Below are 24072 nucleotides of genomic sequence, written 5' to 3' on the forward strand. Positions count from 1 at the left end.
TCGTATAGTTTTTATTTGTTATATAGTTAAATATTCTCTATAATTTTCAGCATATTTTGAAGCTAGTCTTTGTAGGAAATGGTAAAATGACTGATTCTATATGCGATAAAGAAGTATATAATAAAGAGCTTAAGCAAAGTAAGAGAAGAGATTTTATCATTTTAACTGCAGGAACTATGGCTGGTCTTGGTATTGCTAGTGCGGTTTGGCCACTAGTCAAGTCAATGAATCCGTCTGCTGAAGTTTTAGCTATGTCGACTATAGAAGTTAATTTATCAGGTATCAAAGAAGGGCAGGGGATAAAAGTGAAATGGAGAGGAAAGCCTGTTTTTATTCGTAGGCGTACAAAGCAAGAAATTGAAACAGCACGTGCTGTTGATATAAAAGCTCTGCGTGATCCGCAACCTGATGAGCAACGCGTTCTTCCTGGTAAGGATGAGTGGCTAATAATGCTTGGAGTTTGTACTCATCTTGGTTGTGTGCCAATTGATCATATGACCAAAGATGGTAATGGTTGGTTTTGTCCCTGTCACGGTTCATATTATGATACTTCAGGACGTGTCATTCGTGGTCCTGCACCACTTAACTTAATTGTTCCTGATTATTTTTTTCCTAGTGATGATATCGTTGTAATTGGCAAGAAATCTTATGCGTAAAACTAAAAACATAAAGAAAGAAGGTAGTGGCATTTTAGGTTGGATAGAGTATAGGTTACCAATATTCTCATTTCTAAAACATGCTGCATCTTATCAAGTACCTAAAAATTTAAACTATGCTTGGAATTTTGGTTCACTCGCTGGCATAGCATTAATTTTACAAATTATCACCGGTATTTTTTTAGCTATGCATTATACCCCTCATGTTGATTATGCTTTTAGCAGTGTTGAGCGTATAATGCGTGATGTAAATTATGGTTGGCTTATACGCTATACTCATGCAGTTGGTGCATCGCTTTTTTTTATGGTAATATATGTTCATATAATGCGTGGTTTATATTACGGTTCATATAAAAAACCACGTGAGATGGTGTGGTTTATTGGAATATTTATATTTTTTGCAATGATGGCTACTGCTTTTATGGGGTATGTTCTTCCTTGGGGACAGATGAGTTTTTGGGGCGCAACAGTTATTACTAATTTATTTTCTGCAATACCTATAATTGGAGAAAACATAGTAAAATGGTTATGGGGTGGTTTTTCTGTTGACAACCCGACCCTGAATCGCTTTTTCGCCCTTCACTATCTATTACCTTTCATTATTGTTGCCTTAACATTTCTTCATATTGTTGCACTGCATAGATTTGGTTCTGGTAATCCAAGTGGGATTGAAGTAAAATCAAGCAAAGATACAATACCCATATATCCATACTATATTGCAAAAGATTGCATAACTTTTGGTTTGTTTTTTATTTTACTATTTTTATTTGTTTTTTATGCACCTAATTATCTAGGACATCCAGATAATTATATAGAAGCTGATCCTATGGTAACGCCTACGCATATAGTTCCTGAGTGGTATTTTTTACCTTTTTATGCTATTTTGCGATCAATACCTAACAAGCTCATGGGAGTAATTACAATGTTTGGCTCAATTATGACCTGGTTCTTATTACCAGTGCTTGATAAAGCTAAAACTAAAAGTGGTGCGTATCGCCCTATATTTAAAATATTCTTTTGGATTTTTGCAGCAAATTTCTTCTTTCTTGGTTGGCTTGGTGGGCAAGGAGTTGAAGAGCCTTATGTTACTTTAAGCAGAGTTTCTACGCTTTACTACTTTTCCTACTTCTTTATCGTTTTGCCGCTACTGAGTAAATATGAAAAGCCAATGCAGCTGCCTAGTTCTTTAAGTGACACTATATCTGAGACAAAGTGATGTTAACTCGAATCTTGTTATTTATAATATTTTCTTTTATATCCTTACAATTACATGCTGATGATTTTCATCCTACTAGTCCAAAAAAAATAAAGTGGAAATTTGAAGGGGTCGTAGGTTCATTTGATGGGGAAGCAGTGCAGCGTGGTTATAAAGTATATAAAGAAGTATGTGCTGCATGTCATTCTATGAATAAAATAGCATTTCGTAATTTAAAGGAAATTGGTTTTTCAGAAGAATTAGTCAAATCCATAGCAAGCTCATACCAGATAACAGATGGTCCTAATGATATCGGTGAAATGTTTGAAAGATCTGGTACTCTTTCCGACTACTTTGTACCACCATTTGCGAACAAACAGGCTGCTATGGCCTCTAACGACGGTGCATTTCCACCTGATTTATCTTTAATTATCAAAGCTAGGCATGACGGTGCAAATTATGTCTATTCATTACTAACAGGGTATGAGAATAGTCAAGCAGATGAGAATGGTCTGTATTCTAATCCATATTTTCCTATAGGTAAGCTTAGTATGGCTCCTCCTTTATCTGATGGTCTTGTTGAATATGAAGAAGGTAGGCAATCAACTGTAGAAAATATGGCTTACGATGTTGTGAATTTCCTGCAATGGGCAGCAGAACCTGAAATGGAGGTAAGACATAGGCTGGGGTTGAAAGTAACAGGTTTTCTTGTAGTTTTAACAGTATTTTTCCTACTTGCTAATAGAAGAGTTTGGTTTCGCTTATCCGGGAGTGTTTAACAAACTGTGTCAAAAACTCAACTGAATTTTTAATCTATTAGGAAAGAAAATATCAAGTTAAGAGATGGTTAAACTGTATTAAATAAAACTTGAACTGACACTTAGAACAAAAAATAAGAGAAATGAATACAATACAAAAAAAATACTAAAACTAGGATTTTAGCAAAACAACTAGGAAATGTATCACAAGCGTGCAAAGTGATGGGATACTCAAATTTTATCGCTTCAAGGAGTTATACGAAAATGGAGATGAGATAAGTAAGAAAGTTTGCAAACAGAGTTTCGGAAGACATAGAAAGATCTGTATAGCAACAGAATTTCCAGCATATAAAAAATGAGCTGAGAAAAAAATAATATCTGAAGGTGGATAGTTGAGACTTTTAAGAAAAGACTTAAAGCACTAGAAGCAAAAAGATGGAATAATTCTAACAGCTTTAGAAAAAGTGAAAGAACAAAGATAGTGAAATTGATACTCAGGTTATCTGGGTTCTCAGGATACTTATTACGTGGGTAATATAATGGGCGAATCTACCAGCAATCGATACTTATTCTCGTTTGCTAAGTCGATAAGACAGCAATTACCTCTTGCTAAATGATAGCATTCTTTGATATTGCGCATTTTGACTGATAGAGGTACAGAATATTGCGTGAAATTATCAGCTTTATTTAGGCATATCGATCATTCTAGAACCAAAACCCACTCTCCACAGACCAATGCTTCACAAAACTATGCAAATCATCTTTAGAAATATAGTTCTTTAGAAGATCTGCAAATTGATGTTGGTTGCGTTCTTACAACGAAACAATCAGACAAATATTGCTATGATAAAACGCCAATGCAAACTTTTCTTGATATATTGCTTTCCAGACAAACATTAAATCAGGATTCTGATAGTATATTTAAATTCTTCTGTCAGTTAATTCGTCACTGTCAGATTAAGTGGTGTCTGGTACATATTATGCTTATTATGAGCTTCATGCTCTTCAATATATTTCTGTACGTCTGTAGAATTTACATTACCAACAGTAACAGCAAATAGCCCATAGATCCAATATCTTTTTTTAACTGTTCAAATTCTTGGAATAGCTTTTTGATATACTGTTGGATAGTGGGCGGCATAGAATATGTAAGGTACCACTGACAATATCTACGTAATTTGTAACACATATTTCTCTGACAATCTCTCTACAGCTATTTCACCTGTAAATATCTGTATTTAGTACAATTTAAATCAAACGTACTGTGAGAGCTGTGTTTATAAATAAACTAAAGTAGATCTAATACTGAAATACTAAAGCTGAAGGCGAGCACCTAACTACATAAAGAGTTAACATATTATCGTCCATCCGAGAATGGCAAAGTCTGATCAATAGAAGCAAGTTTAGAAAGAAAATAAATGAGAATGAAGAAGTAGAAAAGTTCAAAATACAGATACAGACTCATTTGAAGATAGAGACTTGAGCCACAAAAAAAAGACAAATTAATTTACACCCTGAACTTGAAATGTTTGCAAAGTTATAAATATCGAAACGACCATAAGCAGCAGCAATATTACAATTACCAATGAGTGGCGCAGTCGGTCATATTTACCCAATAATTTGTATGGTTTTTCAAAGTAAGCAAATTCGGCATAGATCAAAAAAAGAGGTTTTTATTTGGCAGAAAGTGAAGGTTCTGGTTAGGAGTATTGAACGATCTCAAATTGTGTATTTTCCTACAGCCATAAACAACCAACGCAGAAATATATGAGATAAGTAAAATATGTATCCAGCAAAATGAATGATTTGAAGAAAAGTGGGAATTCCCATGGTAGTGAAATCATGGCAAAATAATTGGGAAACTGGCTATTTTAAGTATTCAGATCCGATTAGGCGGCTACTACCAATCCAATTTTCAGCATTAACATCTGCTGCTCCTTTCAGTAAATTCCTCTATATTGCCTTCCTCTGCTTCATAAGCTAATTGTTCATCAAGTGATATAAATTTTTCTACAATCTTAATATTAAGATTAATATGTTAATATAAAATACTATGTTTGTCAATTTATAAATTAATTAAATCTTTCATGAAAATTATTTTTTACATAATGAAATTTATAAATGCTGAAAATAAAGATTTAGGCTAAAAACTTACGAATCAAAAACTGAGTTGAATTTGCAGATTTGTAATCTGTTACAACACTTGTTAATTCTTTCAATTAGCTGAAAAAAATCTAAATACTAGTGCCAGCAACAGTCATTTCACTTACTTTGACTGTTGGTGAATTCATAGCTCCACAAAAAGTTAGGTCATCTGCTACAGATAGATTGCTGAACATATCAAGTAAACTGCCAGCAACAGTTACTTCACTTACTGGATATGCTATTTTACCACCGCTTATCCAAAAACCACATGCACCTTGACTGTAGTTTCCATTAATCAAATTAACACCAAAACCAAAAAGATCAGTAACATACAACCCTTCTTTTACACCTTGTATTAGCTCTTTAGGAGATATATTACCGTTGTTAATATAAAGATTACTTGCTCCTGGGCTTAAAGTAGCATTGACATTTCTTACAGCATTGCCAGTTGTATATAATCCTAGTTTTTTGGCTGAGTATAAATCTAACATCCAGCTTTTTAAAACTCCATTTTTTACTAATATATTTTTTTCTCCAGCTATTCCTTCCCCATCAAATGGTCTTGATGCTACCCCTCCTACCATAAATGGATCATCTATTATATCCACTTCACTGCTAAATATTTGTTTATCCATACTATCTCTTAGAAAAGAGGTGTTGTTTGCTACATTATTACCATTTATTGCCATAGCGAAATTTTTAAGTAATTCTGATGCAGCTCTTCTTTCAAAAATTACCGGAACTTTACAAGTTTTAACTTTGCGTGACTTAAGCTGATCTAACGCCCTTTTTGCTGCTTCTTTACCTAACATTTCTGGAGAGAATAAATTGTCAAAATTACATGACATAGAATAATCATAACCAACTTTCATATCACTTTCTTGTCCAGCAATAACAGCTACTTGATTAGAAAAAACTGACTTACCGAATGACTCAAGAAAGCCATTAGAAGTCATTAAGGTAATGTTAATTATAGAATAAGAAGATTGTGCTCCTTCGGAGTTAGTAATGTTCTTATGATAAGAAAGAGCAGAAGATTCTGCACTTTGAGCAATTTCCTTTAAATTTTCTATGGTAATAAGGGTTTTATCTAAGATATTTAAGTTAGCAGCAGAATTTGCAAATTGATTTGGCAGAGCAAGAGTAAGATATTTATCTTCTTGAGCATTTTTTGCCATAGTTACTACTCTTTCAACTATTTTATTTAAACTGCTGAAATTGTTGAAGGAGATACATGCTGATTTATACTTATTAGCTATTGCCCTGACCCCTATTATACAATTTTTAGATTTAGATACTTCTTCTAGTTTTAAGTGGCGTATAGAAATTGATGTTTTCTCTATTTCATGCACTACAGCCTCTGCCTCTAGACCATACCCTTTTATCAGTTTTATGATATCTGATGCTACGTTTAATATACTCAAATTACCTCTCCTTATTTTTTATCTGTAAAAAAAATTCTTGCCTTAAGTTTGGATCAATTTCAAATGCTCCTAGCATAGAACTAGTCTGCATTGTAGTTTTATCGCTATTATGACCTAAACATAAATGTTTTGCTTCAATAAAAACCGCCACTCCTTTTGGTTTTAGGTATGTATTAATAGAGTCAGCTATTTGCTTAGTAAGCCTCTCCTGCACTTGCAGCCTCTTTGCAAAAACATCTATTAACCTTATAAGCTTGCTAATTCCTATTATATACTCGTCTGGCATATATGCTATATTAACTATCCCTTCTATAGGCAGCATCTGGTGCTCACAGTAAGATAGGAAATTGATATTTTGTAAGGTTACCATGCCCTTACAACCACTACAATTTAAAATACCATTACGTAAGACCTCTTCTGCTGATAACTGATACCCACAAAAGAGCCTTCGATAAGCATTTAATACCTTTTGAGGAGTTGAAGTTAACTCTGTCCTATGTGGATCGTCACCAATCCATTTTATTAAAAGTTTTAACGCTTCTTGCGCTTCTTGATCTGATGGTGTTTTCATTAATTTAATGCTTCTACACCCCCTATAACTTCAATTAAATCAGTTGTAATTGCTGCTTGACGGAAGCGATTATACGTTAATACCAATCTGTTTAACATCTCCTTTGTGTTACGATTTGCTGATTCCATTGCAATCATTCTAGCACTATGTTCACTAGTAATGCTTTCAAGTAATGCGGTATACAGGCTACTTATTATATAATTTTTTGTTAAAAAATTTAGTAAAAACCCTTTGTTTCCTTCATATTCATAGCATGAACTATCATTTGTATTACTGCCTATAAATAATGAATTATTACTCAATGGAAGTATAATCTGACTTAAAGGTTCTTGTGTAAAGGTATTATGAAATTTATTATATAAAACTTCTATTTTATCATAAGAATAAAAGCCAGGTATTTGACTCACTATTTCTTCCAAATGAAAGAAAGTGATTTTGCTACAGCTGAAAACTTTCTTAATGTTCTTAATCTGATTTTTTATTACATCGTACGCTTTTTTGCCAAATACGACAATGTCTATTTCTTCCTCATTTTTATATAATTCATTTATTCGAGCTTTAGCTAGCTTTACGATTGAAGAATTAAAATTACCACATAATCCCCTATCAGAAGATATTATAATTAATAAGTAGGAGTTTTTTTGTGTAACTTTGTATTCATCTCCAGTAAGATCTAAATGGAGTGTAAGCAATGTTTTAGATATTTGAGAGAGATGTAATCTTGAATTAAACAGCTGCTGTTGACTGCGTTTTAGCTTAGCAGCTGATATTAATTGCATTACCTTTGTTGTTTTTTGTATTGATTTTATGTTTTTAATCCTATGAGAGAGTTCTTTTAGGTTTGACATATTCGATGTTTTAAAACAGGTAACTTAAGTTTAATATATTCTTTTTCGGAAGAGAAAACAACACTTAAGGCAAATATTGGAAGTATTGCGTACTTTTTTATTAAAAACAACTTTAAATTGTATAATCGAAAAATAAATCATATTTTATATATGTAAAATATTAACAAATCTATCATGCTTAGTAACCGTATTTTAACTTAGTTAAGTTAAAATCTATAAGTGTAATTTAACATTAATTATATGCATGAATTTGCAACTGCAAGAAGAAAAAATGATGTGGTAATTGTTGTTTCTCAAGATAATGAAGCAAAAGCCATAGAAATAGTTGGATTAAATAAAGCTGCAGAAAATTTGCTGGACTGTAAAGAGAATGATTTATTGTATAAACCATTAACAAGTATTTTTGACGACAATTCAAGGAATCTAATAGAAAATAATTTGGAATATGATGATAATGGCAATGATTTATCTGATCTTTTAGCAAAGATTAACAATCTTTCTCTTATGAAAAGTGATAAAAAAGTGAGAGTTAGAGCTTTTCGTACTGGAAATTCAACTATTAAGAGAATAAATTATGAATTATTGATAAGTGACCTTAGCCTATCACACAAATTGCATATGTTTAGAGACCAGTATCTAAATGGCAAAAAATACAATATGCACCCTGATCTTGAAGTTATGGATGAACCTTCTACTATGCTTGAGCTTGAAGTAATATTGAACTTTATTAAAAAATACAAAACTGATATTGTAGCAGGGATAGTTGGTTTTCAAGCTAGTGATGAAATGTTAACTAAAAATATGCTCAAAGCAATTGTAGATAATTTGTATGAAAACTGTCGTAGTGAGGATATTATAGGATATTTAGGTGATGACACTATTATATTTATTTTAATTGGATGCAGTCCGTTATATTCAGAAAATGTTATCTTGCGACTTTATTCTAAAATCAGTAATATAGCTCAATTATCAATTGGCTATGTAGATATAAAAGATGAAAGCAACAGCTCAGAATTGTTATCTAAACTTAAGTTAGCATTACATGCTGCACAAGCAACTCATAACGACCAAAGCTGCGTTAGGTATACGCAAACAAAAGTAAACAGGAGCCAACTCTCAGAGGATTAAAAAAATTAAATTCACGAAATTTTAATAAGATTAGCATATATATCCTAACTTAAGCATTATTTTAGGGGGATAATTATGCCGGGTACAGGACCAACGCCATCACCAAGATCGAGTTTAGATCAAAATATAGATGAACAAGCAGCACAAAAAAATCTAGCAGCTAAACAAGAGAATCAGTACGCAACAATAAATAAAAAACGTGAAACCGATGAAAGGAAACGTAGCTCGGAATCATCAGGTTCAGCAGAAGATGAGAAAAAGAAGCACAGAAGAACTAAGCATGCAGAAGGACATCACTCAAGATCATCTAGTTCAACAGACAGGGAGCATAAAGGTAGCCCACATTCAACAAAAGAGAAGAGACATAAAAGTAAGTCACATGGGGAAAAACATCACTCAAGGCCATCAAGTTTAGCAGAAAAAGAACCTATTTATGCAGAAATAGGTGAACAACATACTCCGCAATTAATTGATAGCCCTGATGGGGATACAGTATTTTCACGTGATGATATGTTGAAAGCCATCAATATACCAGGGGATGAAGGGGTGAGAAAAAGAAACGTAAATCCACTAAAAAAACCACTAAGAGCACATTTACAAAATTCAGATGGAGCTTCAACATCAAGCTCTAAAGATTCCAGTCCGCCTTCATATACATCAAACGGGAATGCGCCATGGGGAAACGCGAGCCGAACTTTAAAAGAAATGCTTGCAAGTGTAAATCCTCCAAAAACAATTGCAAACTCATGGTCAAAATTTAAAACAAAAGTAGCATATCCTGTGCAACAAAGAGCATTTATAATACCATCTGTTGCTTTTATAACTTTTATGGCATCGTATTCAATCTTAATGCCAAAATATTATGCTAGCATTCAAAACTTAACAAAGGATCCATTATTATCCATACCTATCATTATCGCATCTGTGCTCTTTGCAGCGAGTATGATGGCTTTTATCTCAAATCTTCAAGATACGAGAATAAAAATAACTAGAACCAAAGACGATAATCAAGTCTTTAAGGAAATCAAAAATATTAATAATGAAAAATGCATTAGGTCTATAGAATTAGATCTCAGTAACAATACACATTATACTTTACTAGATGGTAGAAAATACAAAACATTAGCTTTTAAAAAGCTGGCACTGACTTTAAATAGACCACTGATCTGTGCTGAGATGGCAGCTTTTGTTACTCTTGCCTCTACTTACTTGCTGACTAAGTATTTTCAAATTGGATTTAAGAATCTAGCTGATTCTATTTCAACTTTTAATACAAACAACATGGAATTAATAGGATTTACAGCAGCAGCAGGTGTAATACTTACATTGTTTATGTGTTCTTTTGTTCATTATTACAGAAAGGAATGTGTAGAAGGTTTGGAACTCAAAAAGTGTCCTAGAGAGATAGCATCTTTGAACAAAGAGTTTATAGGAGAAGCTGAACGTTGTTATAACAGTAAGAAGACTTTATCATCTGGTAAACATAGCGAAGGTAAAGCTGCAAGTTTAACAATCGATCAAGCAATAGTTGAATATTACAATAGCAAGGCTGTTATTGTTGCTAGTTAATTTTATGAGATAGACTTTTTGTGACAATCTAAACAAAAAGTCTATTTCATTGATGTTATTTTACCCTATTTTAGCTTTTTACTGGTAAAGCATATCTTAAAATATGCTAATCATGTTCTTTAAAAACTTCAAACATAAAAACAAACTCGTTATTTTGCTAGGGGAAGAAGGGACTATATTATTACATATAAAGAATAATATATTAATAAATAGATGTTTTGTACAAGACGCAAGTGAATTTACAGATCTTAAATTTTACATTGCATCTGATAAGAAAACACATATATATCTCGTGCTCAATCACGTAGATCAAGATTATACTGTACAAAGCATCCCAGCTGTGGATAAGCTTAGCATCTATTCCATAGTTAAAGCAAAACTAAAGCATATTCCTACTAATAGTGATTTAAAAACTGCTTTTTTACTTTCAAAACCTAGTGAGTCAGAGAAGAACTGGCAGTATATGTTTGTAAGCGTAAGACTAAGCAATGTCATAAATAGTTGGCTTAAATTAATTATAGATGCCGGTGGTAACTTTAAAGGAATACTGCTACTTCCAATTGAGATGGCTAGTATACTCAATGCAATTTCAGCACAAAAAGAGATTGAATCGGATGGTAATAATTGGAATATTATCGTTGCATATACTAAAACAGGAGGATTCAGGCAATTAGTAACAAAAGATAATAAGATGATATTCACGCGCATCATATCATCTACTGATAGTACTTTGCCAAACGTCATTGCTGGTAGTGTATATCAAGAAGTACAAAATACCATTCAATACTTAGGAAGATTTGGTTTTCATAAGAATGATTCGATAGATTTACATATAGTAGTGCCGCAAGATATCAAGCTTGGCCTGATGGCAATTAAATTTGCTGAACATAACGTTGGTATCTTGACTCCGTACGAACTATCTAAAATTTTAAAATTAGCCCATGTGATAAACCCAAATGATAGATTTTGTGATACTGTATTACTACTTTCTATCTTAGAAAATAAACCTAAGGTTGTTTTGCATACAAGGGAAACAAAAAAGCACTCAAAGCTTATGTTATTTGATTTGTATTTCCCACATCTTTCATCATTAACACTGTTACTACTTTTAACAATTAATGTTCTTTTTATTTTTAACCTCTATTCAAATTATCAAGAAAAAAATAACCTAATACAAGACGAGAAGATATTAAAGGCTCAATTTCAGAATCTAAATAGTGATTATAGTATAGAAAGAATTTATGAAATCTCTGAGATAATTGATGCACATAATGAGTTATCCAGCTTAAATTATTCTCCACTATCAGAGATTGAATATATAAACAAAATGAAATCTGATAATTTGGAACTAAAATCCTTTCATTGGAAAGTTGATAATGAGACGGATGAAGTAAATATAAAACTAAGATATGACCTAAAATCAGATAGTAATATTTTTTATGAGTATGAAGATTTAAAGCATAATTTTAATACTACATTTTATAACTATAAAGTAGATTTTTCTGAGCTTCCATCTGTAATAGCGCTAGGGGAAAAAGATGTAATAATAGATGTTAATATAAGCAAATTAGTAAAAAAATGAGTCTAAAAACAAAAGTAACGATCAAATTATTTTCCTATTTACTTGTTTTTGCAGTTTTTGTTGCAATGTTATTTTTAGGTAATACTTACAATAGGAAATTGAAGCTTTTAAACGAAAATATAGCAAGGAAAAACAAAATTATCAGCTCACAAATAATAGATATACAAAAAAGAGAAGCAATATTAGTCTCTAATTTAGATTTATGGAAAAGAATTCCTTCTACAAATATGCATAATGGCAAATATATTGCTAACCTTAATAATTTAATCAATGAATTGCATAAGAGTTACAAAATATTAAATCCAGAAATATTAATTTCTATACCACAAGAAGCTAAAACTTTTTATAATGATAAGTACATTAAAATCATAAAGAGCGAGATTAATTTGCACTTTGGCTCAGTAAGCGATAAAAATGTTTTTCTATTTATGAACGAGTTAAGTACATTGCCAGGTTATATTAAAGTTAAATCTTTTTCTTTAGTGAAAGAAAAAGAAATTACACCTGAGATCATAGAACGTGCTACAAATGGCGATCTTATTTTGACGATCACAGGGCAGATTACTTTTGATTGGTACAGTTTATTGTATAAGGCTTAAACTAACTAAAGAATTTGATATTTGAATTCTTTATTTAATGTAGAAAAGAAACTATTATGTTAACGTATTTTATAGTAGTCGAAATATAATAAAATTAGAATTCATTGTCTCGTTTTAGGTTATGCACATTACTGTCAAGCCCGCAGTAACCAAGTTTTATCAATGTTTTATCTGCTGCTGTGTAATCCAAAATTTCTTTTTTTACTAAATCATTAATTATATTATTAATATTTAGATTTGGTAGCTGTTTTATGTCAGCGTTTATAATGTAGTTTTTCATTACGGTATTTAATGGAAAAAAGTCATAAATGGCCAAACTATCTGAACAATCCTTTTTTTTAATTAGTATTTGAAACATTACAGCTATTATATGTTCTGATAACACACTTAGAGCATTATCCTCATGAATTACCATTTTAGCTATAGCATTTTTAAGAGATGAAGCACTTAAAGAAGCTATAACTAAAAAACCATCTTGTAAGCAGTTTATAGCAGTTTTTACTAGTCCTTCATCATCATCGATGTCGTGAAAAAATATTATGTCAGGAGATCTCTTTCTAATTTCTGAGATTGCGTTACAATAATTTATAAGAGACTTATCAGACTTTACTCTAAGTTCACACTTTTTATCAAATATTAGAATGTGCTTATTTTGAATTTGATTCAATATATGTAATATAGTTGTAGTTTTTCCACTATTTATGGGACCAGCAATTAACACAAGACCAACTGCTTTTTCGATTATTTGATAGAAATTTTTAGGCACATTCAGTAGTGTTGTGTTAAGTTTTAATATATGTATAATTACACTACTTTGGTTAGCATTATCGTAAATATGTACACGTAATCTATTGTTTGCATCAAAGTCAAACGTGAAATTTTTTGTCTCTTGGTCTATTTCATTGCTTCCCTTTTTGCCTGGATCTTTTTCAAGAAGAGTAGCGATTATGTCTTTAATCTCTAGAGTAGATAAATTTGGCATTTGCAAAAAAATTATTTCATTGAATTCCCTGATGGTAGGGGGACTGTTTTCAAAGAGATAGATGTCAGATACGTTCTTATTTAGTAAGATAGTGGAAAGTAACTTATTTAAATCTATCATAAAGTATAAGATTATTTACTTCTAACGTAAAAGCTAAAAAATTGTAAAAAGCACTTTATTGGATAAAGTAATACTTTAGTTTTTATTAAAAAACAACATTTTATCTATAAATAAAATTATATCACTTATATTATTAACTTGATTGTGAATATAGATATATTGTACTGATATAGTGTGGATTGGATATAATATGAATAAAAACGCTGTTCTATATTTAAAATCTGAATGTGAGAGTATGTAGAATTATATCTTAAATTATAAATAGATAAAGAAAGGGTTATTTTATGAGAAATAATATTTCTCTTATTAAAGAGACTTTAATAGAGTTTATGAGCGCGATACATAACACAATTTTAAGCATGAAAAGTATTTTCATTAAGCAATATAATATTTTTTGTAAGGAGTTAAAGATATCTTACAATAGGATAAAGGATTTATTAAATACCAATATTGAATTAGGCTTATACCATTTTTATAAGGGTAATGTATCCGAAGCAAAATTCCGCTTCTCACTAGCCAACATTTTTTTTCGTAACTTACCAGCACTGCAGTATAACATAGGTAGGTGTAATTTTGCTGCAGGTAATATAAATAAAGCTTATGACAATTTTCTTAATATCTTAAAAATAGATGCAAACCATGAAGAAGCATTATATTATATAAAAAAGATAAGGAGTCCTAGCTCCATAGATTATGTACCAGATAGTATTGTTCAACAATATTTTGACTATACTGGTGAGTATTTTGTAGAACATTGGCTAGTTACAAAACAGTATAAGGGCTATGAATTTGTGTATATGATGGTTAAAAAATTTATGAGTGATAGGCTATTACAATTAAATATTTTAGATCTTGGTTGTGGTACTGGTGTATGCGGGCAATTTTTAAAGATGTACGGTGTTGGTAATTATATTGTTGGGGTTGATATATCAAATAGAATGCTTAACATTGCACGTGGTTGTTTTGTTAATGGCACTCTAGTCTATAATGAGCTGATCAACATAGAGATAAAAGCATTTCTTAAAAAAGATCAAGATTTAAGGTATGATGTGATACTTCTGATTGAGGTATTAAACTATGTAGGAAATTTTGCACCCATTTTAGAGCTAGCAGGCAATTTGTTAAACGAGAATGGTATCATTATATGTTCAGTTAGAAGAAAAAATGATGTGGGATTTGAATTTGTAAATGAAGGAGATTTTTTTCGTCATTCAAAAGAATATGTAGAATCTATAGTTTCAAGTGTTAATATGAAAATAAGCTATATGAGTTATTGTAAAATGTATGGTAGTCAAGTTGATGGTATATTGTTTGTGGTACAATTAAGGGACTAAGGGATTAATAGCTTGTTAACATTAAAAAGAATTGTAATACTATATCATTCATAAGATTTATTTAAAGTTACTAAAAAGTAGAGGAGTTTTAATGTTTTCAATTACTGTCGATCATGATAAAAATAGCAACTTAACTGATTTCGGCAAGGCAGTATTATCAGATAGATATTTGGTTAAAAATGAAAGCTACCAAGATTTATTTGCTCGTGTATCTACTTATTATGCAGATAACTTATCTCATACACAAAGGCTTTATGATTATATTAGTAATCTTTGGTTTATGCCTTCAACGCCAATTTTAAGCAATGGTGGAACAGATAGAGGACTTCCCATTTCTTGCTTTTTAAATGAAACCGAGGATAGTCTAAAGGGAATAGTGGATTTATGGAATGAAAACGTCTGGCTTGCTGCTCGTGGTGGAGGAATAGGTAGTTATTGGGGGAATTTGCGCTCAATTGGAGAGAAAGTAAAAGATAGTGGTAAAACATCAGGTATTGTTCCATTTATTGTTGTACAAAATGCTTTAACGCTTGCAATTAGTCAGGGTTCTTTGCGCAGAGGAAGTGCAGCAGTGTATTTACCTGTATCTCATCCTGAGATAGAAGAATTCTTAGATTTACGTAAACCTACAGGAGGAGATCCAAATCGTAAAGCGTTAAATACAAATCATGGCGTTATAGTTACTGACAAGTTTATGCAAGCTGTTGCAAATGATGGAGATTGGGAATTGATTACTCCTCATAATAACCAAATAGTTGCAACTATCAAAGCACGTGATTTATGGATTAGGATTTTAACAGCAAGAATTGAAACTGGAGAGCCATACATAATTTTTATTGATGCAGTTAATAGAAGTAAATCAGAATCTTATAGAAGGCTAAACCTTGACATAAAGATGTCAAACCTGTGCAGTGAAATTACTTTGGCAACAGGGAAGGATTACTTAGGCAAATCTCGCACAGCGGTTTGTTGTTTGTCATCACTCAACCTTGAGTATTTTGAAGAGTGGAAAGATAATCAATTATTTATTGAAGATGTAATGCGTTTTCTTGATAATGTGATGGAAGACTTTATCAGTAAAGCTCCAAACGAGATGGAAAGAGCTAGATATTCTGCTATACAGGAACGCAGTATTGGTATGGGTGTGATGGGTTTTCATTCGCTTTTGCAAAGTAGAATGGTACCGTTTGAATCGCTGGTAGCAAAGCAGTTAAATAAGCAGATATTTTCTCATTTAAAAAAACAAGTGGATGCTATATCTCATAAGCTAGCGCTGGAGAAAGGTCCATGTCCAGATGCTAAAGCAGCAAACCTTATGGAAAGATTCACACACAAGCTTGCTATTGCTCCAACTGCTTCGATATCAATTATAGCTGGTAATGCTTCTCCAGGGATAGAACCATATGCGGCCAATGTGTTTACGCAGAAGACTTTAACGGGTTCATTTACTGTAAGAAATAAGTTCTTACAAAGGTTGCTAGCCCAAAAAGGCCAGGATAATGAAACGATATGGTCTTTGGTATCAACTAATGAAGGTTCAGTCAGAGAGTTAGATTTTCTCAGTGCAGAAGAAAAATCAGTGTTTAAGACGGCTTATGAACTTGATCAACGTTGGGTTGTAGAACATGCGGGCGATAGAACGCCATATATATGCCAATCTCAATCTGTTAATCTCTTCCTTCCAGCTAATATTCATAAACGTTATTTGCACCAAATACATATGCTTGCTTGGAAAAAAGGATTGAAGAGCTTATATTACTGTCGTTCTCAATCAATGCAACGTGCAGACAAGGTTTCACATGATGCTCTGTCAGCAAAGGCAACCAGCAGTAAAAAACAACTAGTAGGTTTTGACTACAATGAATGTTTATCATGTCAATAGATGCTCTGTACTCAGCTGAAGGAGTTTGTCAAACTTATTCCTAAAGATAAGTGTATGATGTCTTTAGATTTAGGAAGAAAGAAAATAGGCATAGCATTTAGTGATAGAACAAATCTGATTGCTACACCTCATAGCGTCTATTATAGGCAAAATATAAGAAAGGACATTGGTTTTTTAAACAGGCTTTTTGAGGAAGGTGATGCAGGTTCTATGGTAATTGGCTTGCCTATAGAACTAAAAGAGGGAGATAATCTGTGGCACAAAATATTACTGAACTTCGCTAACAAAATAGTAAAAAAGCGTAACATGATTGTGTACCTACAAGATGAAAGCCTTTCAACTATGGAGGCAACCGAAGCATTAATTGCTGCTGGTCTATCATACCAAAAATCCAAAAAGCTTAATGACAAAGTTTCAGCCTCAATAATATTGCAACGAACGCTGGATGCAATTAATAAATTATGATTATTTTAATATAAATATTAAGAATATTAATTTTTCTTGAATAATGCTAAAATTTTAACCATAATATACTAATTATTAGTTAAAAGGTTAATAAATGAGATTATTAGATAATGTAAAAAAGAGAAATTTTACACAAGTACAAAAATTTTTTTTACAAAGCACAAATGAGCAAAAGAAAAAAGATATAGAAGGCAAAACTGCGCTGATGCATGCGGTAATAGACGGTAATTTAAAAATGGTAAAGCTGTTATGTCAAAAAATCGATATTACAGCTTTTAATGCTCAAGATAATAATGGTATGACTGTAGTAATGCATGCAGCTAAGTTAGGACATCGTGATATTTTGAAATTTTTTTGTAATGATATTCCGGAAAAAATAATAGCTCATCCAGAAAAACATGATTTCTCTTATGCTACTGAGAATGATACATCAGGTTATAATGCATTAATGTTGGCAATAGCAAATGGTCATACGAATTGCTTGAAGTATTTATATTATAAAGAAATACAACATATTATTAATCACCAAGATAAAGATGGAAAAACACCAATAATGCTTGTTCTTGATGAAATGGCAACTGCTAATTTAGCTTACAGCGGCGGAGATATCGAAAATGCTAAACAGCTTTTACATGAATTTTTTCAAGTAGTGCAGACTGTTTTTAGAGAAAAAGATGAAAGAAATGAGGAACATTTTCAAATGCTCAAAGAGATTTTTAATGAAGAAAACGAAAAGCATGATAATAAGCTAAACCTTACAATTCAGGATGAAGATGAACGTAACGTTTTTGCATATGCTAAAGAAGCTAAATGTGAGCAGGAATTATTAGATTTTATTGCTTCTATTCCCATGGATGCAACAAATCTTGATTTATCTGTTTATAAATTGCCGAATGGTAAACAATGCTTTAAAAATGTCAAATGCTCTGAAGATGATTTAACTAGTTGGATTATTTTTAACCCAGCTCTTGAAGTTTTTCTTAAAAGTAATAAAAGAGATATAAACTTATCAAGAAGTTTTAGATGATGATATAGAATCACAATCTTCTACAATTCCTATTGCAAGTGAAGAATCGGATATGGATTTACGAGAATTGGATACAGATATTGTTAGTAATGACCATATTATGGAAGTTAATGTTGACAATATAGGGCAAATGAAAAGATGCTTTAATAGATAGAAAGAGCAGTTTTTATCAATGTTATGAATTCATTGCAGTAAGCATTGTTTTACCAATAACTGCAGGAGTTTCGGCAATGACAATACCACTGCTGCGCATCACTTCTACCTTTGCTTCAGCACTACTATCACTTGACGAGATAATCGCTCCAGCATGCCCCATACGTCTTCCCGGAGGAGCTGTTTTGCCAGCAACAAAACCAACTATTGGTTTTTTAACCTTAGATGATTTTATAAAATGTGCTACTACTTCTTCTTCAGTGCCGCCTATTTCTCCTATTATAATAATGCCATGGGTATCTTCATCTTGAAGAAACAGCTCACAGCAATCAACAAACGTCATGCCATGTACAGGATCACCACCAATTCCTATACAAGTTGACTGCCCAAGTCCAACAGCAGTGGTTTGAGCTACAGCTTCATAAGTTAAAGTTCCAGAACGAGACATAACTCCTATATTACCACGTTTATGAATATGTCCTGGCATTATCCCGATTTTACACTCATCTGGCGTTATAACTCCAGGGCAGTTAGGACCAACTAGACGACTCTTAGAACCAATAAGTGCTCGTTTTACTTTTACCATATCAAGCACTGGTATACCCTCTGTAATACAGACAATTAGCTCAATCTCTGCATCAATTGCTTCAAGTATTGCATCTGCTGCATAAGGAGCAGGAACGTAAATAACTGATGCACTTGCACCTACTTCTGATTTTGCTTGCTTTACTGTATTAAACACAGGCAAATTAAGGTGAATTTGACCGCCTTTTCCAGGAGTGATACCTCCAACCATGCAAGTACCATAAGCAATGGCCTGCTCTGAATGAAACGTTCCTTGCTCACCAGTAAAACCCTGACATATTACTTTTGTATTCTTATTTACTAAAACAGACATAATATTATATTTTTACTATATTAACTATTTTTTGTGCGGCTTCATCGAGCTCATCTGCTGCTACTATATTAAGACCTGAATCTTGTAAAATTTCCTTTCCTTTTTCAAAGTTAGTTCCAGATAACCTAACAACTAAAGGAACATTGATGCTCATTTCTTTTGCTGCTTCTACTATGCCACTAGCGATAATATCACAGCGCATTATTCCACCAAAAATATTTACTAGTATCCCTTTAACTTTTTTGTCAGATAAAATAATTTTAAATGCTTCAGTTACAGTTTCTCTACTTGCACCACCGCCAACATCTAAAAAGTTAGCAGGTTCTGCCCCATAATATTTAATAATATCCATTGTTGCCATAGCTAAACCAGCACCGTTTACCATGCATCCTATATTACCATCCATTTTTATATAACTTAAGCCGTATTTAGAAGCTTCAATTTCCTCTGGTACTTCTTCATCATAATCACGAAGCTCCTTGAGATCTGAATGACGATATAAAGCATTATCATCTAAATTGATCTTAGCATCAAGCGCTATAAAATCACCAGATTTTGTTTCAATAAGTGGATTAATTTCTATTTGACTTGCATCTGTATTTATAAAAGCATTGTATACATTTTTTGCAATGCTGATGATCTTATTTACCTTTTTGGGCTCTAACCCTAAATCGAAACCAAGTTTTCTACCGTAAAAACTTTCAAAACCAGATGCTGGATCTATGTGAATTGTAGTTATCTTAGATGGATGATTTTTTGCTACTTCCTCAATATCTACTCCGCCTTCTGATGAAAAAATAAGCGCTGGCCTGCTTGACTTAGAGTCAATTACTAAACTTAAATAATATTCCTTTTCTATATCAAACGCTTCTTCTATATAAACTTTGCGAACCTTTTGGCCCTCAAGCCCTGTTTGATGAGTGATTAAAGTAGAGCCTAGCATATCTTTTGCAAATTTTAAGACTTCATCTTCAGATTTTGCTAATTTAACACCACCAGCTTTACCTCTACCACCAGCGTGTATTTGCGCTTTCACAACTAATGCCCCTGGTTTTAATTTTTTAGTAGCAGATAGAACCTCATTAGATGATAAAGCTACGCAACCATTTGGCACAGGAATACAAAATTTCCTAAAAATTTCTTTTGCTTGATATTCATGAATGTTCATAGATGCCTTTATGAATATATTTCTAAACTTGAAATTGATAAAATTTTATTACTCATTTTTCCTTGCTCTCATTTTACTTATTCTTCTTTCAGATTCAGCTTTTTTCCTCTTTCGCTTTTCTGAGCTTTTTTCATGATAACGAATTTTCATTTTTTTAAGCATACCTTCTCGTTGTAGCTTTCTTTTTATAATCCTTAAAGCTTGATCTAAATTACCATGTTGAACTTTTTCTTGTACCAAAGTAAAAAACCTCCTCTCTATTGCAGTATCTGCTTACAATTAAACCACAATGTGTATTAACCCATAATCCTTTTTATGTCAAACCATTTTATGCAAAGCACTATGTTTTTCTTTACAAATAATGCTAGATGTGATAGAGCTAAAAAATAAGATCCTCGGTAGCTCAGCGGTAGAGCAGTTGGCTGTTAACCAATTGGTCGCTGGTTCGAATCCGGCCCGGGGAGCTTAAGCTATATCTCAGTACCTCCTACGGCTATTGAGTCAATTTTTAATGTCGGTTGCCCAACTCCAACGGGGATATTTTGTCCATTTTTAGAACAAGTTCCAACTCCTGGATCAAGTTTTGAATCATTACCAATCATTGATACTTTTTTTAGTATATCTGGTCCATTACCAATTAAAGTGGCCCCTTTTACTGGGTGTGTGATTTTGCCATTTTCTATTAAATATGCCTCTGAAGCTGAGAATACAAATTTACCAGAAGTAATATCAACCTGACCACCACTGAAGTTTACAGCGTATAAACCACGCTTAACACTAGATATTATCTCACTTGGATCACAATTTCCTGCAAGCATATAAGTATTTGTCATGCGCGGCATAGGAATTTTCTCATAACTCTCTCTTCTGCCATTTCCTGTTGTACAAACAGACATAAGATTAGCGTTTAGGGTATCTTGCATGTATTTTACTAAAACACCATCCTCGATAAGTACGTTATAACCTGAAGGAACACCTTCATCATCTATGTTTAAAGAACCACGACGGTTATTTATCGTACCATCATCAATTACAGTGATGCCTTTTGCAGCTACTTGCTCTCCTAGAAGACTTGAGTATGCTGACACCCCTTTACGATTAAAATCTCCTTCTAGCCCATGACCTATGGCTTCATGTAGCAGTATTCCTGGCCATCCTGAACCTAAAACTACCACCATTTCTCCAGCAGGAGTTGGCATTGCTTCCAAATTATTTTGTGCTTGCCTTATCGCCTCATCTGCAACTTTTTTCCAATTAGGCTCAGATATAAATTCATCATAAGCATCTCTACCACCATAGCCCATAGTTCCTTGTTCAGTTCTACCATTTTTCTCAAGTACTACTGAGATACTAAACTGCACCAATGGCCTTATATCACTTAATCTGAGATTATCCTTTTTAATTATTTGCACTACTTGCCACTCACCAGCAAGAGTAATTTTTACCTGCTTCACGTACTTATTTTGGGAACGCACATATAGATCTACCTCTTGAAGTAGCTGTACTTTAGCGTTAAAATCTACTTCACTTAGCGGGTTGACATTAGGATATAAACTGTTTTTTCTTCTCTCTAGATTAATTATAGTGCTCTTATTATTAGAATTTACTGTTTTTATTAAACTTGCAGCACGGCTAATTTCTTCTTCGCTAATATTTGAAGAACAAACAAAGGATGTTACATCACCCGAAAATGAACGTAACCCAAAACCCTTACGCACATTAAAATCTGCATTTTTGAGCACTCTGTCATTGAAATGAAATAGTTCTGACTGATGAGATTCTAAAAAAAGTTCTCCACCGTCACTAAAACATAATGCGTCATTTACTATTTTATAGATGTTGTTAATATCAACGTTATTTTGTGTAAAAAAAATCTTATCAGGATTTGTATGATTTAACATCATTACGTATAAAAAACATATATTATATTCTGTAATCTCAAAATAGCAACTATGGCAGAACTGGTAGATGCGCTAATTTCTGGTACTCTTCGTGATTATGAAAATTCAATTCAGGCACTTTTTTATTTACCAACCTATAAGGCTTTACTCCTCTCAAAATTGAAGTGATAAATTTTCTTCTCTTTTTTATTAAAAATTAAATTTTAAATCTTAAAGTATAACGAATAAAAAAGGGGGGAAAGTTATGCCAGGGGAGGGTATTGAGTCACAAATAAAACAAATAGAGAAATATATCAAAGATAATAAAGGATTGCTTGAAAAAGAAGAAGCTAGTATATATGCTAGCTCTAGGAGGCAGTGTAATCAATCTCACAGTAAAGAGAAAAATAAAAATTATTTCAGAATTCTTGGAAAGTTAGAATGTGTAATTAGAGATAAGCATCACAGTAAAGATATTAATGAATTACGTCAAAACTTTAAAAAAATAAAGAAAGAATTAAAAGAATGTTCCAATGGGATAAATGAGATAAAGATGGAGAATATAAATAATCATAGGGGGGTGAAAAAACTCTCTAATGATTATAAAGAACGGCAATGGACAAATACAGTTTTTGCTATTTCAGCAGTTGTGCTTGTTGCTTTAGTTTGTTATGTAACCTTTTTTCATCTCACTTGCCCCAGCTGTATTTTAGACAACGCTGTTGTAAAACAAAATGTCGCAGCTTTAGTAAATTCTGCTATTTAATATTTTTTATAACTTTTTAGTATAATATTTTCCAGTTAAATTAGTTTATGGGGGAACTATGCTATATAATAATACACAAAAACATGATAACATTGAAAGCACTACTATTGAATTACAACGGGATAAAAATACTGAAGATAGTGGAATAAGTGAAGGAGACAGTGATTCCATAGGTAAGCCTGTTAATGAACCTAAAACCAATAGTGCTATTAAGAAACCAAACAAAAGTCAAAAGACTAAAACACATAAAAATAATTCTGCAGGTGAATCTAGCAGAGAGCTTAAGGTAAAAGAGGGTTATGTTCTTGTAGAGAAAACTTGTTATGAAGATGGTAAAAAGTTAGATGAAATTCACCTAAAAAATACTCGTAATACATCAGAAGAATTAAAAAAATGTAAAGAAGAATGTGATGATTTATTAAATACTGCAGCTGATTTAAAAAACAAGACTGATAGTGCTAAAAAAGCTACAAAATTAGTAACTACATCCATAAATAATCACGAGCAGTTACTTAAAAACAATAATTCAAAATCCAAATGTATTACAGATATGAGTATAGGTGGTGGTGCTATTACTATGGCTTGTGGTACTTTTGCTGCTTTGGCTTTTAATCCTACTTTTGGTATTTTTGGTATTCTTGGTGGAGTTGCCTTTTTGTATGGCCTTGCTAGAAAAGTTTCTAGTTGTCATGGACACTTATATAAAAAACCCAATTCTGCTGTAGAAAGTATTGATATAGAAAAGGGCATGCATAAAAATTGTAAGGAATTGTTCACTTCAATTACCTGATTTTTATTTTTTTAATCTCTTGCAGTAAGATTTGCTTATAGAAGACAAAGAAATACATGTATTCAAAAGTAGGGTTTTAAATTAGCATTTTTGCTGCATAGAAGATTTTCTCTTTTTGCTAAAAAATTAAGA

The 24072-nt window shown here is 32.3% G+C and carries 21 protein-coding genes, 1 tRNA gene and 1 pseudogene; 15 read left to right on the forward strand and 8 right to left on the reverse strand.

Annotation, left to right across the window (positions count from 1 at the left end; all coding sequences use genetic code 11):
• Nucleotides 1-86: 86 nt before the first annotated feature.
• The 4 genes and pseudogenes from petA to AACL09_RS04080 all read left to right on the forward strand — a co-directional run.
• A complete protein-coding gene (gene petA / locus AACL09_RS04065) occupies nucleotides 87-656 on the forward strand; it encodes a ubiquinol-cytochrome c reductase iron-sulfur subunit (protein WP_339047161.1) in 570 nt (189 codons plus the stop codon).
• Complete coding sequence (locus AACL09_RS04070) at nucleotides 649-1872, forward strand: cytochrome b/b6 (RefSeq protein WP_339047163.1); 1224 nt, start codon at nucleotides 649-651, stop codon at nucleotides 1870-1872. The genes petA and AACL09_RS04070 overlap by 8 nt, the downstream gene beginning before the upstream one ends.
• A complete protein-coding gene (locus AACL09_RS04075; protein WP_339047165.1) occupies nucleotides 1872-2630 on the forward strand; it encodes a cytochrome c1 in 759 nt (252 codons plus the stop codon). The genes AACL09_RS04070 and AACL09_RS04075 overlap by 1 nt, the downstream gene beginning before the upstream one ends.
• A 126-nt stretch (nucleotides 2631-2756) precedes the next feature.
• Nucleotides 2757-2890, forward strand: a pseudogene (locus tag AACL09_RS04080) (helix-turn-helix domain-containing protein); the annotation flags it as partial.
• A 1953-nt stretch (nucleotides 2891-4843) separates the two neighbouring features.
• Here the strand turns inward: AACL09_RS04080 and AACL09_RS04085 are convergent.
• Genes AACL09_RS04085 through atpG form a run of 3 tightly spaced genes read right to left on the reverse strand, consistent with a single transcriptional unit; the run spans nucleotide 4844 to nucleotide 7597 of the window.
• Complete coding sequence (locus AACL09_RS04085) at nucleotides 4844-6178, reverse strand: TldD/PmbA family protein (RefSeq protein WP_339047167.1); 1335 nt, start codon at nucleotides 6176-6178, stop codon at nucleotides 4844-4846.
• 1 nt (nucleotide 6179) lies between these two features.
• Nucleotides 6180-6749: a GTP cyclohydrolase I gene (gene folE, locus AACL09_RS04090; protein WP_339047169.1), complete on the reverse strand. Its 570-nt coding sequence runs from the start codon at nucleotides 6747-6749 to the stop codon at nucleotides 6180-6182.
• Nucleotides 6749-7597 (reverse strand): ATP synthase F1 subunit gamma, encoded by an 849-nt coding sequence (gene atpG / locus AACL09_RS04095; protein ID WP_339047171.1) that lies wholly within the window; start codon nucleotides 7595-7597, stop codon nucleotides 6749-6751. Before atpG ends, folE begins: the two co-directional genes overlap by 1 nt.
• 240 nt (nucleotides 7598-7837) lie before the next feature.
• Here atpG and AACL09_RS04100 point away from each other — a divergent pair, with 240 nt between their 5' ends.
• The 4 genes from AACL09_RS04100 (at nucleotide 7838) to AACL09_RS04115 (ending at nucleotide 12475) form a co-directional block, all read left to right on the forward strand.
• On the forward strand, nucleotides 7838-8725 hold the full coding sequence (locus AACL09_RS04100; protein ID WP_339047173.1) for a hypothetical protein: 888 nt from the start codon (nucleotides 7838-7840) through the stop codon (nucleotides 8723-8725).
• A gap of 75 nt (nucleotides 8726-8800) precedes the next feature.
• The gene (locus AACL09_RS04105; RefSeq protein WP_339047175.1) at nucleotides 8801-10294 is read left to right on the forward strand and encodes a hypothetical protein; all 1494 of its coding nucleotides are present in this window, start codon (nucleotides 8801-8803) and stop codon (nucleotides 10292-10294) included.
• A gap of 154 nt (nucleotides 10295-10448) precedes the next feature.
• The gene (locus tag AACL09_RS04110; RefSeq protein WP_339047177.1) at nucleotides 10449-11876 is read left to right on the forward strand and encodes a hypothetical protein; all 1428 of its coding nucleotides are present in this window, start codon (nucleotides 10449-10451) and stop codon (nucleotides 11874-11876) included.
• On the forward strand, nucleotides 11873-12475 hold the full coding sequence (locus AACL09_RS04115) for a hypothetical protein (RefSeq protein ID WP_339047179.1): 603 nt from the start codon (nucleotides 11873-11875) through the stop codon (nucleotides 12473-12475). Before AACL09_RS04110 ends, AACL09_RS04115 begins: the two co-directional genes overlap by 4 nt.
• A gap of 94 nt (nucleotides 12476-12569) precedes the next feature.
• Here the strand turns inward: AACL09_RS04115 and AACL09_RS04120 are convergent, their stop codons facing one another.
• The gene (locus tag AACL09_RS04120; protein WP_339047181.1) at nucleotides 12570-13577 is read right to left on the reverse strand and encodes an ATPase, T2SS/T4P/T4SS family; all 1008 of its coding nucleotides are present in this window, start codon (nucleotides 13575-13577) and stop codon (nucleotides 12570-12572) included.
• Between the two features lie 284 nt (nucleotides 13578-13861).
• On the opposite strand from AACL09_RS04120, the gene AACL09_RS04125 reads away from it, so the two are divergent.
• The 4 genes from AACL09_RS04125 to AACL09_RS04140 all read left to right on the forward strand — a co-directional run bounded on the left by AACL09_RS04125 (nucleotide 13862) and on the right by AACL09_RS04140 (nucleotide 18285).
• Entirely contained in the window at nucleotides 13862-14911 is a 1050-nt protein-coding gene (locus tag AACL09_RS04125) for a methyltransferase domain-containing protein (protein ID WP_339047183.1), read from the forward strand.
• Between the two features lie 91 nt (nucleotides 14912-15002).
• Nucleotides 15003-16793, forward strand: a complete 1791-nt coding sequence (locus tag AACL09_RS04130) for a ribonucleoside-diphosphate reductase subunit alpha (protein WP_339047185.1) — start codon at nucleotides 15003-15005, stop codon at nucleotides 16791-16793.
• Entirely contained in the window at nucleotides 16794-17258 is a 465-nt protein-coding gene (gene ruvX / locus AACL09_RS04135; protein ID WP_339047187.1) for a Holliday junction resolvase RuvX, read from the forward strand. It begins immediately after the preceding gene.
• Nucleotides 17259-17352: 94 nt separating this feature from the next.
• Nucleotides 17353-18285, forward strand: a complete 933-nt coding sequence (locus tag AACL09_RS04140) for an ankyrin repeat domain-containing protein (RefSeq protein ID WP_339047189.1) — start codon at nucleotides 17353-17355, stop codon at nucleotides 18283-18285.
• A 175-nt stretch (nucleotides 18286-18460) separates the two neighbouring features.
• Here AACL09_RS04140 and sucD read toward each other — a convergent pair whose 3' ends face one another.
• From sucD to rpsU, 3 genes are read right to left on the reverse strand one after another with little or no spacing between them, the layout of a single operon-like run.
• Entirely contained in the window at nucleotides 18461-19336 is an 876-nt protein-coding gene (gene sucD / locus AACL09_RS04145; protein ID WP_339047191.1) for a succinate--CoA ligase subunit alpha, read from the reverse strand.
• A gap of 4 nt (nucleotides 19337-19340) precedes the next feature.
• Complete coding sequence (sucC, locus tag AACL09_RS04150) at nucleotides 19341-20504, reverse strand: ADP-forming succinate--CoA ligase subunit beta (RefSeq protein ID WP_339047193.1); 1164 nt, start codon at nucleotides 20502-20504, stop codon at nucleotides 19341-19343.
• 48 nt (nucleotides 20505-20552) lie between these two features.
• Nucleotides 20553-20744 carry a 30S ribosomal protein S21 gene (gene rpsU / locus AACL09_RS04155; protein WP_339047198.1) on the reverse strand — a complete coding sequence of 64 codons (192 nt, stop codon included), beginning with the start codon at nucleotides 20742-20744 and terminating at the stop codon, nucleotides 20553-20555.
• A 152-nt stretch (nucleotides 20745-20896) separates the two neighbouring features.
• Here rpsU and AACL09_RS04160 point away from each other — a divergent pair.
• A tRNA-Asn gene (locus AACL09_RS04160) sits at nucleotides 20897-20968 on the forward strand.
• Nucleotides 20969-20974: 6 nt separating this feature from the next.
• Here the strand turns inward: AACL09_RS04160 and tldD are convergent.
• The gene (gene tldD / locus AACL09_RS04165) at nucleotides 20975-22405 is read right to left on the reverse strand and encodes a metalloprotease TldD (protein WP_339047200.1); all 1431 of its coding nucleotides are present in this window, start codon (nucleotides 22403-22405) and stop codon (nucleotides 20975-20977) included.
• A gap of 244 nt (nucleotides 22406-22649) precedes the next feature.
• Here tldD and AACL09_RS04170 point away from each other — a divergent pair, with 244 nt between their 5' ends.
• Both AACL09_RS04170 and AACL09_RS04175 read left to right on the forward strand, forming a co-directional pair.
• A complete protein-coding gene (locus AACL09_RS04170) occupies nucleotides 22650-23150 on the forward strand; it encodes a hypothetical protein (RefSeq protein ID WP_339047202.1) in 501 nt (166 codons plus the stop codon).
• A gap of 58 nt (nucleotides 23151-23208) precedes the next feature.
• Entirely contained in the window at nucleotides 23209-23940 is a 732-nt protein-coding gene (locus AACL09_RS04175; protein ID WP_339047204.1) for a hypothetical protein, read from the forward strand.
• The last annotated feature ends 132 nt before the right edge of the window (nucleotides 23941-24072 follow it).

The organism is Candidatus Mesenet endosymbiont of Phosphuga atrata (genome assembly GCF_964020175.1).
Taxonomy (GTDB): Bacteria; Pseudomonadota; Alphaproteobacteria; order Rickettsiales; family Anaplasmataceae; genus Mesenet.